Source organism: Micromonospora sp. NPDC005254, assembly GCF_042872525.1.
In the GTDB taxonomy this organism is placed as follows: Bacteria; Actinomycetota; Actinomycetes; order Mycobacteriales; family Micromonosporaceae; genus Micromonospora.
Genome location: NZ_JBIAKM010000004.1, coordinates 290567 through 307688 on the forward strand (window position 1 = coordinate 290567; position 17122 = coordinate 307688).

The window sequence follows — 17122 nt, forward strand, 5'->3', positions numbered from 1 at the left end:
GGCGGACTTACTGTGCGGAGAGGACACGACGGGACGATACGACGCACAGGTGAAGCACTCGACGCTGGCCCTGGGTCGCGCCGATCCAGTCAGACAAGGCATAGTGGCCGACGGCGTATTCGTACCGTGATGATCCCCGGCCCGGCGCCCCGCCGGTCAAGGGAAGTCAGCCCGGAAGGCGGTGGACGTGTCAACACACCGACGTGCCTGGAAGCAGCGGGCCGGTGTGGTCGTAGCGCTGGTTGCCGGCGCTCTGCTCGCCGTCCCCGCCACACCAGCCCTGGCCGCAGAGGTCGACGTCTCCCCCGGCTCGGTCACCGTGAACGCCGGAAGCGACGCCACGATCACCGTGCGCGTCACTCCCGGTGACAACGACCGGAAGGCCAAGATCAGTCTCTCCGGCCTGCCGTCCGGCGTCAGCTGCGCCAGCGGCTGCGGCGACGTCGACTTCCCCGGCCTGGGCAACCCGCAGGCCAAGTCGGTGCTGGTCAGGATCGCCGCCAACGACAACGCCGGCGACGCGACCGCCACCGTCACGGTGGCCGTCGAGGCCGACTCCGGCCCGGACACCGCCACGGTCGCGCTGACCGTGAAGGGCAAGGCCGCGGCTCCGCCGACGCCGCAGCAGACGCAGACCGTGAAGTCGGTGTCCGGCAAGGTGGTCAAGAAGGCCGACAACACCGCGGTGCCGAATGCCTTCGTCGTCCTGCAGGACAGCGCCGGTCACCGCTACGACGCCCTGAGCGACGGCAGCGGCAACTTCCGCTTCACCGGAAGCACCTCCGCTCCGATCGCTCCCGGGCGTATCGACCTCGGCGCGTCCTCCGACAACATCAAGGCGTTCAAGAACTTCACCGCGAGTGCCGGGCAGTCCATCACCGGCCAGCGGATCAGCCTGGAGATCAAGGTCGAGGTGACGCCCAGCGCCACGCCGTCCGCCACCGCCGAGGCCCTCCCCACCGAGGAGGCGACCGAGGAGGATGGCGAGGAGCAGCCGTCCGAGGCGGCCAGCCCGGGCGCCCCGGCGAACGCCGCCAACGAGGACGACGGCGGCGGCTTCGGGTCGTACCTGATCATCCTGCTCGGCGGCCTGCTGGTCGCGGCCGGCGTCGGCACGATCGTGCTGCTCTGGATGAAGCGCCGCGAGAGCGGCGACGACGATGACGAGCCGGCGACCGCTGGCGCGGCTGGCGCCGTGCCTGCGGCCCGGGGCGCCTTCCACGGGACTGACGACCAGACCCGGGTGGTCAACCGCGCCGGTGGCGGTCCCGACCCGACCATGGTCGGCGGCGCGGCGCTGAGCGAGGCGCCGACGATGATGCACCGCCCGGTGGTCGACGACGTCCCGCCGGACCCGTACGGAGCGCCAGCGCAGCCCTACGGCGCGGCGGGCCAGCAGGGCTGGGGTGGCACCGGCTACGGCGACGAGCCCGCTCCGGGCGGCTACGGCGCCGGTGGCTACGGCAACGCGCCGTCCTCGGGCGGCGGCTACGGCACGGCGGCAACGCCGGAGGGCGGCTACGGCGCCGGCCCGGCGGGGGACCCCTACGGTGCCGCACCCGGCTCGGGCGCGGGCTACGGTGGCGCTGCCGCCCCGGGTGGCGGCTACGGCAGCCGTGACTACACCGCCCCGGCCGGTGGCGCGGGCTACCCGCCCGCTCCCGCCGGTGGGGCGGGCTACGGCGAGCGTTTCGACGAGCCGACCGGCCGCTACACCGGTGACAGCACCCAGTACCCGGCTCCGGCCGACCCGTACGCCACCGGCGTCTACCAGCCGGAGCAGGATCCGGGCTACGGCCAGCCCGATCCGACGGCCCCGTACGGCGGCGGTCGCGCGGCGGAGCCGGCTGGCGGCTACGGCCAGCAGACCAGCGCGTACGACCAGGGCGGTTACGGCCAGCAGCAGGGCGGCGGGTACGACCAGGGCGGCTACGGCCAGGAGGCCCCGCAGCAACGCGGCGCCTACGACGACCGGGGCTACGACCAGGCCGGCTACGGCCAGCAGCAGGGCGGCGGGTACGACCAGGGCGGCTACGGCAAGGAAGCCCCGCAGCAACGCGGCGCCTACGACGACCGGGGCTACGACCAGGCCGGCTACGGCCAACAGCAGGGTGGCCGGGCCCGGCCGGACGGGCCGCCGCCCACCGAGCGGGGCGGCCGACGCCTCGACTGGCTGGACGACTGACCAGCACCACGGCACCGCAGCACGGCAGAACGGCCGCCCGGATCTCCGGGCGGCCGTTTCGTTGCGGGCGCTGGTCGCCCGGTCCTCCAGCGTGATCAGCTCGTCTTCCAGGAAGGCGGGCTGTCCGCGTTACCTCGACACACCGACTTCCCGGAAACCGAGTTGATCACGCCCGGCACCGGACGGGCGCGGGCGCGGCGGGACGCGGATGTGGGCGCGGCGTGAGCGGGCCGGCGACCCGCGACGGTCAGGCGGCGGAGAACACGCCCTGGCGGAGAACCGGTACGACGTCCGACACGCCCACCCGGACCGCGACGTCGACGTCGGCGCCGAAGCCGCCCTCGGTCAACTCCCGACCGGACACGCTGCCGCGCACCGCGGCGGGCACGTCCGGAGTGCTGGCCAGCGCGGCGAGCGCCATGGCCGCCTCCACGGAGAGGCCACCCGGCACACCGGACAGGGCGTCCAGCACGCTCGCCGCGCCGAGCTGGTCCTCGACCGACGGTCGTAGCGACCCGTCCGGCCACCGCTCACCTGAGGCGACGACGCCGATGGGGGCGTCCGTCGTGCCGTACCCCTGGCGGCGCAGCCAACGCCCGACGGCGCGGGCGTTGCGCAGGCACGCCGCGACCACCGGCAGCCCGGTGGCGCTGGCGGCCGCGCTGATCGCGGAGCCGTTCGGTGAGGGCAGCACCAGGTCCGCCACGACGGGCGCGGCGCTCAACGCGGCGGGTGAGAGCGACCACGGATGGTCGGCTGTCACCCGGCGACGGCCCACCGCCGCGACCGCGCCGACCCGCACCGCGTACTCGGCGGCCTGCTCGCCCCACGGGAACGGGTGCACCCGCATGCCCCGGGCGACCGCCACCTCGACGGCGGTGGTGAACGAGAGGACGTCCACCACCACCAGCGCCGCGCAGACGCGGCCGAGTTCGGCCGCCCCGGTCAGGCCCCAGTCGAAGCGGGCACCCGACCCGGGCTGGCCGTAAACGGCCGCCGTCAACGCCTCAGCGCTCGTCAGGCGACGGCTCGGCGGCACCGGGGTCAGACTCGGACGATTCGCCCGGCGGCTCCGACCCGACCGGGTCGACAGCTCCGGTCTGCGGGGACGGACCGGCCGAGGCGATCGGCTCGGAGAGCACCTCCGACGCGTCCACCGGCTCGGCCGGGGCACCCGGCAGCGGCACGGCCTCGACCGCGCCCGCCACGCCGGCGGCCGGCGCGGGCACGTCGACGGCCGCAGCGCCGCCGAAGAGGCGCGGCAGGGTCTCGGTGTGCGCGGCGCGCAGCTCGTCCAGACCGATCCGGAACTGGCCGTGCACCTCCAGCGCACCGCCGGTCGGGTCGGTGACGCCGATCAGCTCGAACGGCACCCCCCGCTCGGCGCAGAGCGCCGCGAACGCCTTGTCGTGGCCACGCGGCACCGACACCAGCGCCCGCGTGGCGGACTCGCTGAACAGGTAGACGAACGGCATCGAACCGTCGGCGAACTGCTCGGGCACGGCGATCCGTGCGCCGACGCCACGCCGCAGGCAGGACTCGACCAGGCTCTGGGCGAGGCCACCGTCGGACAGGTCGTGCGCCGAACTGAGGTGACCCACCCGGGCCGCCTCGGCCAGCAGGTCGGCCAGCGCCTTCTCGCGAAGCAGGTCGACCTGCGGCGGGATGCCGCCGAGGTGCTCGTGCGTCACCCAGGCCCACTCCGAGCCGGACAGCTCCACATTCGTCTCGCCGAGCAGGTAGAGCTGGTCGTGGTCGCCGCCGGGACGCGGGACGAAGCCCATCGGCACCCGGTCGGCCACGTTGTCCAGCACACCCAGCACACCGACCACCGGGGTCGGGTGGATGGCCGCCGCGCCGGTCTGGTTGTAGAAGCTGACGTTGCCGCCGGTCACCGGGATGCCCAGCTCCAGGCAGCCGTCCGCCAGGCCGCGCACGGCCTCGGCGAACTGCCACATCACGCCCGGGTCCTCCGGGGAGCCGAAGTTGAGGCAGTTGGTGACGGCGATCGGCGTCGCGCCGGTCACCGCCACATTCCGGTACGCCTCGGCCAGGGCCAGCTTGGTGCCGTTGTACGGGTCGAGCCGGGCGTACCGGCCGTTGCCGTCGACCGACAGCGCCACGCCGAGCCCGGTCCGCTCGTCGATCCGGATCACGCCGCCGTCCTCCGGCTGCGCGAGCACTGTGTTGCCCAGCACGTAGCGGTCGTACTGCTCGGTGACCCAGGTCTTGTCGGCCAGGTTGGGCGACGCGATCATGCGCAGCACGGTCTCGCGCAGCGCCTCCGGGTCGGCCGGGCGGGGCAGCGTCTCGGCGCGGTCGGCCTGGAGCAGGATCAGGTCGGCCGGCTCCCGCATCGGCCGGGCGTAGACCGGGCCGTCGTCGACGAGCGAACCCGGCGGCACGTCGACGACCAGGTGGTCCTGCCAGGTGATCAGCAGTCGGCCGGGCCGGCCGTCCGGCTCGGGCGCGGTCACCTCACCGATCGCGGTGGCGAGCACGCCCCACTTCTCGGCGGTCTTGAGCACGGCTTCGAGCTTGTCCGGCTCGACGACCAGCAGCATCCGCTCCTGCGACTCGCTGGCCAGGATCTCGTGCGGGTCCATCGAGGGCTCCCGCAGCGGCACCCGCTCCAGCCAGACCCGCATGCCGGTGCCGGCAGCAGCGGCGGTCTCGGTGAGCGCGCAGGTCAGGCCGGCGCCACCGAGGTCCTGGATACCGACGACCAGCTGGCCGTCGTACAGCTCCAGGCACGCCTCGATCAGCAGCTTCTCGGTGAACGGGTCGCCGACCTGCACGGCCGGGCGACGGGCCTCGCTGCCCTCGTCGAAGGTGGCGCTGGCCAGCACCGACACGCCGCCGATGCCGTCCCGGCCGGTCTTAGCGCCCATCAGCACCACGACGTTGCCGGGGCCCGCGGCGGCCTTGTTCTGCAGCCGGTCGACCGGCAGGACGCCCAGGCAGAGCGCGTTGAGCAGCGGGTTGCCCTGGTAGGACGGGTCGAAGACCAGCTCGCCGCCGATGTTGGGCAGGCCGAGGCAGTTGCCGTAGCCACCCACGCCGGCGACCACGCCGGTGAGCACCCGGGCGGTGTCCGGGTGGTCCGCCGCGCCGAAGCGCAGCGGATCCATCACCGCGATCGGGCGGGCACCCATGGCGAGGATGTCCCGGACGATGCCGCCGACACCCGTCGCCGCGCCCTGGTACGGCTCGACGAAGCTCGGGTGGTTGTGCGACTCGACCTTGAAGGTCACCGCCAGCTCGTCGGAGACCCGCACCACGCCGGCGTTCTCGCCGATGCCGGCGAGCAGCCGGTCGCTGTGCGGGGCCTTCTCACCGAACTGGCGCAGGTGCACCTTGCTCGACTTGTAGGAGCAGTGCTCGCTCCACATGATCGAGTACATCGCCAGCTCGGACTGCGTGGGTCGACGGCCGAGGATGTGCCGGATCCGGTCGTACTCGTCGTCGCGCAGACCCAGCTCGGTGTACGGCTGCAACTCGCCCGGCGTGCCACCGGCGCGCGGCACGGTGTCCACGCCGTCGGTCCAGTCGGCGGTCGCCGGCTGGGACGGAGCGGCGGGCTGCGCCAGCGGCTCGGTCGGCTGCGCCGGGGCGGAGTACGCCTCCGGAGTGTCCCGTACCGGGTCCGGATGGGTGGTCATGACCTCTCCTCGCTGCGCTCGTGCCCGCCTGACCGACTCCTCGCGTTCACGCGGGCGCCCCCACCAGGTGCTTGAGGACCGAGGTGAAGAAGCCCAGGCCGTCCAGCGAGGGGCCGGTGAGCGCCTCCACCGCGTGCTCGGGGTGCGGCATGATGCCGACAACGTTGCCGGCGGAGTTCGTGATGGCCGCGATGTCGCGCAGCGACCCGTTGGGGTTGCCGCCGACGTAGCGCGCGACGACCCGCCCCTCGGCTTCGAGCTGGTCCAGCGTCGCGGTGTCGGCGACGTAGCAGCCCTCGCCGTTCTTCACCGGGATGAGGATCTCCTGGCCGGGCTGGAACGCGTTGGTCCACGCCGTGCCGGCCGACTCGACGCGCAGGACCTGGTCCCGGTTACGGAAGTGCAGGTGCTGGTTGCGGGTGAGCGCGCCGGGCAGCAGGTGCGCCTCGCAGAGGATCTGGAAGCCGTTGCAGATGCCGAGCACCGGCAGACCACCCCGGGCGGCGTCCACGAGCGTCTCCATCACCGGGGCGAACCGGGCGATGGCGCCGCAGCGCAGGTAGTCACCGTAGGAGAAGCCGCCGGGCAGCACGACCGCGTCCACACCATGCAGGTCCGGGTCACCGTGCCAGAGCCGGACCGGCTCGGCGCCGGCGATCCGGACGGCGCGGGCGGCATCCCCGTCGTCGAGCGAGCCGGGGAAGGTGACCACACCGACCCGGGCGGTCACGAGCGGGCGTCCGCGGTCTCGTCGGTCTCGACCAGGCGGACGGTGAAGTCCTCGATGACCGGGTTGGCGAGCAGCTTGTCGGCGATCTCCCGGGCCCGGTTCAGGTCCGGTTCACCGGTGAAGTCGATCTCGATGCGCCGGCCGATCCGCACTGAGGCGACGTCGCTGACGCCGAGCCGGGGCAGCGCGTTTGCGACGGCCTGGCCCTGCGGATCGAGGATCTCGGGCTTGAGCATGACGTCGACGACGACGCGAGGCACTGGGCACTCCTGACTGTGTACGCAGTTGGGTGCCGACCCACAACGGGCGAGCGCAGCCAGCGTACCTGGCAGATACCGTCGCGGACGCACCGGCCGGGCGCAGTTCAGGCAGTGATCCACATAACCGGCGGCGGGTGCGGCCGGCGGGGCGGGACAGGCGGCCCCAGCAGGGCATATACGGCGCGCTGGGTAGCCGAATCGTTACATTGGTTGATCTCGATAAGTTTCTTGAAAACGATGCTCGTCGGCCCTACAGTACATCGACATCACTCGATGCCAGCGGCGGCGGGGATCTCCCGCTGTCGCCACCGGGCACCCGGCGACCCCGGGCCCCAGCCCCTCCAAGGAGTCCACCGATGCGCGTTCGTCCCCTGCTCGCCCTGATCAGCACCGCGCTGGTCGGCGCCCTCGCCGCCGCGTCCGGCGCGTCCGCCGCCCCGGCCGGCCCCCAACCCATCATCGGCGGCGGCACCGTGTCGTCCGCCCCCTGGGCCGCCGCCGTGCTGAGCAACGGCTCGTTCACCTGCTCGGGCAGCGTGATCGCCGCGCAGTGGGTGCTCACCGCCCGACACTGCATCAGCGGCACGATGTCGGTCCGGGTCGGCAGCGTCTACCGCGCCTCGGGCGGGGTCACCCGTACCGTCAGCGCCACCTACACCCGTAACGACCTGGCCCTCATGCGGCTCTCCAGCACCGTCAGCACCTCGGCGGTGTCCCTGGCCAGCAGCAACCCGCCCGTCGGCTCGACCAACTCGATCTACGGGTGGGGCATGACCTGCTACAGCGGGTGCGACGCCTCCAGCCAGCTCAAGACCGCCACCGTCCAGGTGACCAGCACCAACGTCACCGACGCGTACGGCGGGCAGGCGATCCGCAGCACCCGGATCAACGGCAACGCCTGGCGGGGCGACTCGGGCGGGCCGCAGTTCTACAACGGCCAGCAGGTCGGTGTGGCCTCCACGGCCGACGGCTCCTCCATCCAGAACTACGGCAGTGTCGCGTACAACCGGGCCTGGATCACCTCGGTGGCCGGTGTCTGACCGTTAGCGCCCGCGCGGCGCGAATGGTCGGCGGCGTGCCGACCGTCCGCGCCGCGTCGTTTTGCAGCATCCGATCAGGTGAACACGGCACCCGATCGGGTCGCGCAACTCCTGACAGCATCGGAACCGTGCTGGTCGTGACGACAGAGCAACTGCCCGGCTACGAGATCCGCCAGATTCTCGGTGAGGTGGTGTCATCGATGGCCAGGACGCGCAACCCGTACCGCGAGGGTGTCAAGAATCTGCGCGGTGGCGCGTACGACCCGATGGCGCCGGACAACCTGACCCGCTGGCGTACCGACTCCGTGACCCGCCTCGGCGAGGAGGCCCTGCGGCTCGGCGCGAACGCCGTGATCGGCATGCGCTTCGACAGCCGGGACTGCGGCGAGATGTGGATGGAGATCTGCGCGTACGGCACGGCGGTTATCGCCGTACCCACGATGCCCCAGGTCATGCCGGCCGACCAGCCGGCGGTGGCGGCCCAGACCGCCACCGACCCGGCCTTCGCCGAGTCTCTCGGCGGCATCGCCGAACCCGCGAGCGGCCCCAACCTACGAACAGCCGCAGAAACCCCCACCGGCGACTAACCCGACCCTCGCTGCCGGCCCCTCGCCACCCGGTTGATCATGAAGGTATTGCCCTGCGCGTCGGCGTGTCGCGGCAATAACTTCATGATCAACGAACGCTGGGGCGCGGGGGGCGAGGGGGGAGTCGGCGGGGTTAGAGGATGGGGGGTGGGGTGTAGGTTGCGGCTTCCGGGTGGGTTTCTACCACCTTGGTGATGCGGCGGGTTACCGCTTCCACCTGGGTCTTCGCCGCTCCGACGAAGGCGGTTCGGTCGGCGACCAGGGTGTCGATGTCGGCGCGGGACAGGCCGAGGCGGCCGTCGGCGGCCAGGCGGTCGAACAGGTCGTTCTCCGGGGCGCCCTTCTCGCGCATGGCCAGCGCCACGGCGACCGCGTGCTCCTTGATCACCTCGTGCGCGACCTCCCGGCCGACGCCGCGCCGGACCGCCGCCACCAGGATCTTGGTGGTGGCCAGGAAGGGCAGGAACCGCTCCAACTCCCGGTTGATCACCGCCGGGTACGCGCCGAACTCGTCGAGCACGGTCAGAAAGGTCTGGAACAGCCCGTCGGCGGCGAAGAACGCGTCCGGCAGAGCCACCCGGCGGACCACCGAGCAGGACACGTCGCCCTCGTTCCACTGGTCACCGGCCAGCTCGCCGACCATCGACAGGTAACCCCGGATGATCACCGCGAAGCCGTTCACCCGCTCCGACGAACGGGTGTTCATCTTGTGCGGCATCGCGCTGGAGCCGACCTGACCCGGCTTGAAGCCCTCGGTCACCAGCTCCTGACCGACCATCAGCCGGATCGTGGTGGCCAGCGAGGACGGCGCGGCGGCGGTCTGCGCCAGCGCCGACAGCACGTCGAAGTCCAACGAGCGCGGGTAGACCTGCCCGACGCTGTCGAGCACCCGCGCGAAGCCCAGGTGCTCGGCGACCCGTCGCTCCAGCTCGGCGACCTTGTCGGCGTCACCGTCGAAGAGGTCGAGCTGGTCGGCGGCCGTGCCAACCGGCCCCTTGATGCCGCGCAGCGGGTAGCGGTCGATCAGGTCCTCCAGCCGCTCGTACGCGATCAGCAGCTCCTCCGCCGCCGACGCGAAGCGCTTGCCAAGCGTGGTGGCCTGCGCGGCCACGTTGTGCGAGCGGCCGGTCATGACCAGCTCGGAGTGCTCGTACGCCAGCCGGGCCAACCGGGCCAGGGTGGCCACCACCCGGTCGCGGATCAGCTCCAACGAGGCCCGCACCTGGAGCTGCTCGACGTTCTCGGTGAGATCCCGGGAGGTCATTCCCTTGTGCACATGCTCGTGCCCGGCGAGGGCGCTGAACTCCTCGATGCGGGCCTTGACGTCGTGCCGGGTGACCCGCTCCCGCTCCGCGATCGAGGCGAGGTCGACCTGGTCGAGCACCCGCTCGTACGCCTCGACCACGCCGTCCGGGACGGGCACGCCGAGGTCGCGCTGGGCACGGAGCACGGCAAGCCAGAGCCGCCGCTCCATCCGGACCTTCTCCTCGGGCGACCAGAGGGCGACCAACTCGGGTGAGGCGTACCGGTTGGCGAGCACGTTCGGGATCGTCGTCACGTACCTCATTCTCGCGTACGCGCCGGTCGCAGCCCCAGCCAACCCGGCCCACCGGCCGGTCGGCGGGACGGGTCGGGTCAGGTCACACCCGCGGGGTGTCGTGCACGGCCGCACTCACGCGGCCTGGCCCTGCCGGCCCACGACGTTGCGATCCTCGCCCGGTCCGAAGACCGGGCGCAGCTTGGCGGATTTCTACTGACCGGGGCGGCGAGCCGATGTGCATTGCCTCGGTCAGGTCGCTCAGGGCTGCTTCGAAGCGACCGTCGGCAACGGCCAGCAGCCACGGGCTGGGCATTTCCCCTGGGCGGACGACCCCTCAGCATTCGCGGCCTCGGTGGAGCGCCTCCCCTTGGCCGGACGGCAGGCCACGCAGGTTACTCCGACCGGGTTTGGTGTCAGCTCGCGTACGCCTGCATTGAAGTGATCATGGCTTGGTCGTCGAAGGTCATGGTGTCGATGACCTCTCTGGTGGGGCCGTCGGCTGGTGTGGCGCGGAAATGGAACGCGGCGTGGTGGTCGGCGATCGCCACCATGACGAGTTCCATTGTCCGTTGCTCGGTGAGCACGCCGGCAAAGTGCTGCTGGATGGCCGTTCGGCCGGTGACTGGGGATCCGCCAGCGGGGTCATGCAGACGGGCATCCGGTGTGTAGAGATCCGCCAGTGCGGTAGCGTCGGCGGCGCCGACGGCGGCGAGGTGTGCCTCGATGGTGGCCCTGATCTGCTCCTTGCTGGCCACGATCAACTGTCGCTTTCCGCCGAAGGACCCGGAGCCGAGGCAGGTCGCGCTTGCCGGTCGAGGACGACGCAGAGGACCCCGGTGTAGCCGGTCGTCGGATCTCCTTGCAGGTCCAGGATCATCTGCTCACCGCCGTGGGCGAAGATGCTGTCGGTGGCGTTGGTGGTGTCGCGCTGCGGCCGGCCCCGATAGGGCGGGCGACTGAAAACCTCGTCGGTGACCGTGTCGGGAAAGTAGAGCTGCGTGGTCACCGAGCGGTCGCCGAGGTGCGCGATGAGGTGGATGTGCACGGTACGGCTGGCGTACCAGCCCGGGTAGATCGTGTTGAACGCGCACATCCCGCGCTCGTCGGTGCGCTGGCTGCCCCGCAGGTACGTCTCACCGGCGGCGATCACATCGTGCGGCACCGACTCCGAGGTGACCACCTGTCCCGGCCTCGCTTCGAATGGCTGGAAGCCGGAGTATCGGCCCACGTGGTCGGCCTGCCAGACTTCGACGAGGACGTCCGCGAGGGGGGTGGTGGCGTCCGCCGCCAATAGGCGTAGCCCAAGGCGCAGCGGGAGACCATCGCGGTCCTCGGTGATCTCCCGCCGCTCGGGATGCACAGCTCGGTGGTATGGGCCCTGCGTCTGCTCGACCAACAACCGGCAGGTGACTCCGGTCGAGGCCAGTAGTTCGACGAGGTCCTCCTCCACCGTGCCAGTATCGTCCGCCGTTCGTTGCGACGCCCGCGGTTTGCCGCCCGCTGCGACCGGACGACGTACAGGTTGATCGACAGGGACGCCTCAGCGCTCCAGGATCGCCGTCACGCCCTGGCCGCCGGCCGCGCAGATGGAGATCAGCCCGCGCCCGCTGCCCTTCTCGGCCAGCAGCTTGGCCAGCGTGGCCACGATCCGGCCGCCGGTGGCGGCGAACGGGTGCCCGGCCGCCAGCGAGGAGCCGTTGACGTTGAGCTTCTCGCGGTCGATCGACCCGAGCGGGGCGTCCAGTCCCAGCCGGTCCTTGCAGAACTCCGGCGATTCCCAGGCGGCGAGGGTGGCCAGCACCTGCGAGGCGAACGCCTCGTGGATCTCGTAGTAGTCGAAGTCCTGCAACGTCAGCCCGGCGCGGGCCAGCATCCGCGGCACCGCGTACGCGGGGGCCATCAGCAGCCCTTCGTCGCCGTGCACGAAGTCCACGGCCGCCGTCTCCGACCAGCTGAACCAGGCCTGCACCGGCAGGTGGTGCGCGGCGGCCCACTCCTCGCTGGCCAGCAGCACCGTGGACGCGCCGTCGGTGAGCGGCGACGAGTTCCCGGCGGTCATGGTGGCGTGCTCGGCGTCCGGGCCACGGGTGCCGAAGACGGGTCGCAGCGCGCCGAGCTTCTCCAGACTGCTGTCCGGGCGGAGGTTCGCATCGCGGGTGAGCCCCAGGTAGGGCGTCATCAGATCGTCGAAGAAACCCCTGTCGTACGCGGCGGCGAGCCGCTGGTGCGAGCGCAGTGCCAGCTCGTCCTGCGAGCGCCGGTCGATCTGCCAGCGCAGCGCGGTGCGGGCGGCGTGGTCCCCCATGGACAGGCCGGTACGCGGCTCGGCGTTGCGGGGGATCTCCGGCTTGAACGGCTGGAGCGGGCGCAGCTTCGCGGCGACCTTCAGCCGCTGGCCGAGCGTCCGGGCGGAGTTGAGTTTGAGCAGCGTGCGCCGCATCTCCTCGTTGACCGCGAGCGGCGCGTCGGAGGTGGTGTCGACACCACCGGCGATGCCGACGTCGAGCTGACCGAGGGCGATCTTGTTGGCGACGAGGATCGCCGCCTCCAGGCCGGTGCCGCAGGCCTGCTGGATGTCGTACGCGGGGGTGTGCGGGTCGAGCCGGGACCCGAGCACCACCTCGCGGGTGAGGTTGAAGTCGCGGGAGTGCTTGAGCACCGCGCCGGCCACCACCTCGCCGACCCGCTGCCCGGCCAGCCCGTAGCGGGCGATCAGACCGTCCAGTGCCGCGCCGAGCAGGTCCGCGTTGGACGCGTCCGCGTAGCGGGAGTTGGAACGGGCGAAGGGGATGCGGTTGCCCCCGATGACCGCGACCCGCCGGATGCTCTGCACGATCCGCCTCCTCGACAAGTGTTGCTCGAACCTTACTCGCCAGTAGGCTACGCCCATGACCGACAGGTACGCGAGCTTCGTCCAATCGGCCGCCGGCCGCGCGCTGGTCAAGCGCCTCGGGCTGCCCGACCCGCCGCGACTGCGCCGACACCACCCCGGCGACCCGCTGCTGACCGGGCCGGTCCTGCTCGGCGCGGCCAGCGGCGGCCGGCTCGCCGAGCCGGTCACCACGATCCTGGCCGCCGCCGGGGTCGAGCTGCGCGACACCGGCACGGCCGAGGCACAGGACCGCTTCGGCGCCCTGGTGTACGACGCCACCGGCATCACCGACTCGACCCAGCTGCGTCAGCTCTACGACTTCTTCCACCCGCAGGCCCGGGCCCTGCTGCCCAGTGGCCGGGTGATCGTGCTCGGCACCCCGCCCGACGAGTGCCCGACACCGCGTGCGGCGACCGCGCAGCGCGCCCTGGAAGGGCTGGTCCGCAGCATCGGCAAGGAGTTCGGTCGGGGCACCACCGCCCAGCTCGTCTATGTGACAGGCGACACGAGCGCCGCCGGCACCCGCACAAGCCTCGAATCGACCCTCCGCTTCCTCCTGTCCGGCCGGTCGGCGTACGTCTCCGGGCAGGTCATCCGGGTCGGCGCCGGCGCGGCGAGCGCCCCAGCCGACTGGGACCGGCCGCTGGACGGGCAGGTCGTGCTGGTCACCGGGGCTGCCCGGGGTATCGGCGCGGCCCTCGCCCGGGTCCTCGCCCGCGACGGCGCGCAGGTGGTCGCCCTGGACGTCCCGGCGGCCGGGGACGCCCTCGCCGCGGTGGCGAACGAGATCGGCGGTACGGCAGTCCAGCTCGACCTGACCGCGCCGGACGCGCCGACCCGCCTCGCCGACCACCTGGCCAGCCGGCACGGTCGGGTCGACGCGGTGGTGCACAACGCCGGCATCACCCGGGACAAGACGCTCGGCCGGATGGACGCCGACCGGTGGGACCAGGTCATCGACGTCAACCTGTCCAGTCAGGAGCGGATCAACGACGTGCTGCTGGAGCGGGAGCTGATCCCGGCCGGCGGGCGGATCATCGGCGTCTCCTCGATCGCCGGGATCGCCGGTAACCGGGGGCAGACCAACTACGCCACCAGCAAGGCCGGCGTGATCGGCGTGGTCGACTCGCTCGCCCCGGCCCTGCGCGACCGGGGAATCAGCGTGAACGCGGTGGCCCCCGGCTTCATCGAGACCCGGATGACCGCCCGCATCCCGTTGGTCGTCCGCGAGGCGGGCCGGCGGATGAACAGCCTGGCTCAGGGCGGGCTGCCGGTGGACGTGGCCGAGACGATCGGCTGGCTGGCCTGGCCGGCCAGCGGCGCGGTCAGCGGCAACGTCGTCCGGGTCTGCGGCCAGAGCCTGCTGGGGGCGTGATGGGCAAACGGAGAGAGCCGGACGACCTGTCGGTCCACGAGCTGATCGAGGGCCCGACCGAGATCCTGTCGCGCGAGACGCTGGACGCGATCCGCCGGCCGGAGGCCGTCGGCGCCGACCTGAGCATCGAGCAGACGCACGACTTGAGCGCGTCGGCGGCCGAGGTGACCAGTGACCTCAGCGGCGCCAGTGCGGCCGGCGCGGGCGGCCGGACGCGCGTCGAGCTGCCCCGGATGCCCGCGCCCGGCGCGCTGTACCGGCGGGCCGCGCTCGGCGCGCTGCCCGGACTCGGTGGGCGGCGCGGCGCCGACCTGCCGGCGGTCGAGTTCACCGTGGCCGGGGTACGGACCGACCGGGCGCACCTGGCCGACTACGACCGGGTCTGCGGGTTCCGGCTCACCGATCGGCTGCCCGCGACGTTCCCGCACATCCTGGGCTTTCCGCTGACCCTGCGACTGATGACCGCGCCGGGCTTTCCCATCCCGCTGACCGGCGTGGTGCACGTCGGCAACCGGATCACCGTGCACCGCCCGATCACCGCCGACGAGGCCCTCGACTTCACGACGTTCGCCGAGAACCTGCGTCCGCACGACCGGGGGCGGCAGGTGGACGTGGTGCTGGTCGGCTCGGTCGACGGCGAGGAGGTCTGGCGCGGCGTCTCGACGTACCTGGGCCGGGAGCGCACACCCGGCGGGCGCGATCGGGGCGAGCGTCCGACCGCGCCCACGGCCACGGCCCGCTGGCGGGTGGAACCCCGCGTCGGCACGGAGTACGCGCGGGTCTCCGGGGACCACAACCCGATCCACACCTCCCGGCTCGGGGCGCGACTGTTCGGCTTCCGCCGGCCGATCGCGCACGGCATGTGGAGCAAGGCGCGCTGCCTCGCGGCGCTGGAGACCCGGCTGCCGGACGCCTGCACCGTCGAGGTGGCGTTCAAGCTGCCCGTACCGCTGCCGAGCACTGTGGACTTCACCCTCCTGCCGGACGGGGCATTCGCCCTGCACGACTCGCGCGGCCGACCGCACCTGGCGGGTCTCGTGCGCTGACGCGTCCCTGCCGATCCTGATTCGGGCTTGGCAGGGGCGTACGTCTGCGCTACGTTGTTCTCATAACGAGATGTTCTCAGGATGAGAGAGACCAGATGAACGAGCAGGACTTCCTGGCCGCGTACGACCCGCGGGCCTACCCGTCGGTCGCCGTGACCGTCGACGTGGTGGCGCTGACCATCCGCGACGGTGCCCTGCACCTGCTGCTGATCCGCCGCGGCGAGGCGCCCTTCGCGGGGCACTGGGCACTGCCCGGCGGCTTCGTCCGCCCCGACGAGGACCTGACCGCCGGCGCTCGACGGGAGCTGGCCGAGGAGACCGGGCTCGGCGGGGAGGGGCTCCGGCGCGTACACCTGGAGCAGTTGGGCAGCTATGGCGACCCCGACCGTGACCCGCGGATGCGCGTCGTCTCGATCGCCCACCTCGCGTTCGCCCCCGACCTGCCCGACCCGGCCGCCGGCACCGACGCCGACGAGGCGATCTGGCTGCCGGTGACCGCGCTGACCAGCCGGCAGCTCGCCTTCGACCACGGCCGCATCATCGACGACGCGCTGGAGCGGGCCCGGTCCAAGCTGGAGTACACCCCGCTCGCCACCCGCTTCCTGGCCGCCGAGTTCACGATCAGCGAGCTGCGCGCCGTCTACGAGACGGTCTGGGGGCACCCGCTGCACGCCGGCAACTTCCACCGCAAGGTGCTCTCCGTGCCGGGCTTCGTGGAGAGCACCGGCACCAGCACCGAGCGCGGCGGGGCCCGAGGTGGCCCGCGCGCACGGCTCTACCGGGCCGGCGACGCCCGCCTGCTGCACCCGGCGCTGCTGCGCCCCGCCCGCGAGGAGACGGTGCGGTGAGGGCCGCGGAGGCCATCGGCCTGGTCGCGGCCGCCCGCACCGACGCCGATCTGTTCGGCGCCGACCAGCCGGCCCGCCGCTACCGCGAGCTGGTCGCGGCCCTGCACCCCGACCGCCTGCCGACCGACCCGGCGGTACGCGCCGAAGCCCTCGACGCGTTCATCCACGTCACCACCCGGTGGCGGGCCCGGCGGGTCACCGTCCTCGGCGACTACCGCCTCGGCACGCCGGCCCACTCGGGCGACCTGGCCGACCTCTACGACGTGGGCGACGACCGGCTGCTCAAACTCCCCCGACGGCCCACCGACAACGACCTGATGGCCCGCGAGGCGCACGCCCTGCGCACCATCGCCGAGCGCGGCGACCCGCGCTACCTGCCGTACGTGCCTCGGCTCGTCGACGAATTCCCGCACCGCGACGCCACCTCCGGTGCCGAACGGCGGATCACCGTGCTCGCCACCGCACCCGGCCTGCACGACCTCGACGAGGTGCGGCGCGCGTACCCCGACGGGTTGGACGCCCGGGACGTGGCCTGGATGTGGCGGCGGCTGCTGGTGGTGCTCGGCCTGGCCCACCGGGCGGGCGTGGTGCACGGCGCGGTCCTGCCGCGACACGTGCTGATCGAGCCGGACGCCCACGGCGTGGTGCTTGTCGACTGGTGCTTCTCCGCAGCCGTCGGCAGCACGATCCCGGCGTTGGTGCCGGGCCAGGAGGACTGGTATCCGGAGGAGGTCCCCGGCAAACGGCCCTGCGGCCCGGGCACCGACATCGCGATGGCCAGCCGCTGCATGAGCTGGCTGATGGGGCCGCGCGCACCCCGCGAGCTGCACGCCTTCGCGCAGGGTTGCCGGCAGCGGCCCCTGGACGCCCGCCCCGACGACGCCTGGCGTCTGCTGCGCGAACTCGACCAGGTGCTGGACCGGCTCTACGGGCCACGCACCTTCCGACCGTTCACCCGCACCCCCTAGGGAGCTGTC

General features: G+C 72.5%; 15 protein-coding genes. 7 read left to right on the forward strand and 8 right to left on the reverse strand.

Going from position 1 to position 17122, the window contains the following annotated elements; translation table 11 throughout:
• Window positions 1–187: 187 nt before the first annotated feature.
• Window positions 188–2185 (forward strand): hypothetical protein, encoded by a 1998-nt coding sequence (locus ACFYPR_RS14555; protein WP_387260337.1) that lies wholly within the window; start codon window positions 188–190, stop codon window positions 2183–2185.
• A gap of 247 nt (window positions 2186–2432) precedes the next feature.
• On the opposite strand, the gene ACFYPR_RS14560 is transcribed toward ACFYPR_RS14555, so the two are convergent.
• From ACFYPR_RS14560 to purS, 4 genes are read right to left on the reverse strand one after another with little or no spacing between them, the layout of a single operon-like run.
• Complete coding sequence (locus ACFYPR_RS14560; protein WP_354853897.1) at window positions 2433–3188, reverse strand: 2-phosphosulfolactate phosphatase; 756 nt, start codon at window positions 3186–3188, stop codon at window positions 2433–2435.
• Window positions 3189–3192: 4 nt separating this feature from the next.
• Window positions 3193–5847 (reverse strand): phosphoribosylformylglycinamidine synthase subunit PurL, encoded by a 2655-nt coding sequence (gene purL / locus ACFYPR_RS14565; RefSeq protein WP_387260340.1) that lies wholly within the window; start codon window positions 5845–5847, stop codon window positions 3193–3195.
• A 46-nt stretch (window positions 5848–5893) separates the two neighbouring features.
• The gene (gene purQ / locus ACFYPR_RS14570) at window positions 5894–6577 is read right to left on the reverse strand and encodes a phosphoribosylformylglycinamidine synthase subunit PurQ (protein WP_266247815.1); all 684 of its coding nucleotides are present in this window, start codon (window positions 6575–6577) and stop codon (window positions 5894–5896) included.
• The gene (gene purS, locus ACFYPR_RS14575; RefSeq protein ID WP_387260343.1) at window positions 6574–6837 is read right to left on the reverse strand and encodes a phosphoribosylformylglycinamidine synthase subunit PurS; all 264 of its coding nucleotides are present in this window, start codon (window positions 6835–6837) and stop codon (window positions 6574–6576) included. Before purS ends, purQ begins: the two co-directional genes overlap by 4 nt.
• A 356-nt stretch (window positions 6838–7193) precedes the next feature.
• Between purS and ACFYPR_RS14580 the strand changes: the two genes are divergently transcribed.
• Entirely contained in the window at window positions 7194–7877 is a 684-nt protein-coding gene (locus ACFYPR_RS14580) for a trypsin-like serine protease (protein WP_355134081.1), read from the forward strand.
• 23 nt (window positions 7878–7900) lie between these two features.
• On the forward strand, window positions 7901–8464 hold the full coding sequence (locus tag ACFYPR_RS14585) for a YbjQ family protein (protein ID WP_355134079.1): 564 nt from the start codon (window positions 7901–7903) through the stop codon (window positions 8462–8464).
• Window positions 8465–8597: 133 nt separating this feature from the next.
• Here the strand turns inward: ACFYPR_RS14585 and purB are convergent, their stop codons facing one another.
• The 4 genes from purB to ACFYPR_RS14605 all read right to left on the reverse strand — a co-directional run bounded on the left by purB (window position 8598) and on the right by ACFYPR_RS14605 (window position 12837).
• On the reverse strand, window positions 8598–10022 hold the full coding sequence (gene purB / locus ACFYPR_RS14590; protein ID WP_355064642.1) for an adenylosuccinate lyase: 1425 nt from the start codon (window positions 10020–10022) through the stop codon (window positions 8598–8600).
• Window positions 10023–10417: 395 nt separating this feature from the next.
• Complete coding sequence (locus ACFYPR_RS14595) at window positions 10418–10759, reverse strand: nuclear transport factor 2 family protein (RefSeq protein WP_355134075.1); 342 nt, start codon at window positions 10757–10759, stop codon at window positions 10418–10420.
• 2 nt (window positions 10760–10761) lie between these two features.
• On the reverse strand, window positions 10762–11454 hold the full coding sequence (locus ACFYPR_RS14600) for a hypothetical protein (protein ID WP_387260347.1): 693 nt from the start codon (window positions 11452–11454) through the stop codon (window positions 10762–10764).
• A gap of 90 nt (window positions 11455–11544) precedes the next feature.
• Window positions 11545–12837 (reverse strand): acetyl-CoA C-acetyltransferase, encoded by a 1293-nt coding sequence (locus ACFYPR_RS14605; protein WP_387260350.1) that lies wholly within the window; start codon window positions 12835–12837, stop codon window positions 11545–11547.
• 55 nt (window positions 12838–12892) lie between these two features.
• On the opposite strand from ACFYPR_RS14605, the gene ACFYPR_RS14610 reads away from it, so the two are divergent.
• From ACFYPR_RS14610 to ACFYPR_RS14625, 4 genes are all read left to right on the forward strand, one after another.
• Complete coding sequence (locus ACFYPR_RS14610) at window positions 12893–14251, forward strand: 3-oxoacyl-ACP reductase (protein WP_354853451.1); 1359 nt, start codon at window positions 12893–12895, stop codon at window positions 14249–14251.
• On the forward strand, window positions 14251–15297 hold the full coding sequence (locus ACFYPR_RS14615; protein WP_387260352.1) for a MaoC/PaaZ C-terminal domain-containing protein: 1047 nt from the start codon (window positions 14251–14253) through the stop codon (window positions 15295–15297). Before ACFYPR_RS14610 ends, ACFYPR_RS14615 begins: the two co-directional genes overlap by 1 nt.
• A gap of 95 nt (window positions 15298–15392) precedes the next feature.
• Window positions 15393–16145 carry an NUDIX domain-containing protein gene (locus ACFYPR_RS14620; RefSeq protein ID WP_354853446.1) on the forward strand — a complete coding sequence of 251 codons (753 nt, stop codon included), beginning with the start codon at window positions 15393–15395 and terminating at the stop codon, window positions 16143–16145.
• Window positions 16142–17113 carry a serine/threonine protein kinase gene (locus tag ACFYPR_RS14625; protein ID WP_354853443.1) on the forward strand — a complete coding sequence of 324 codons (972 nt, stop codon included), beginning with the start codon at window positions 16142–16144 and terminating at the stop codon, window positions 17111–17113. Before ACFYPR_RS14620 ends, ACFYPR_RS14625 begins: the two co-directional genes overlap by 4 nt.
• Window positions 17114–17122: the final 9 nt, after the last annotated feature.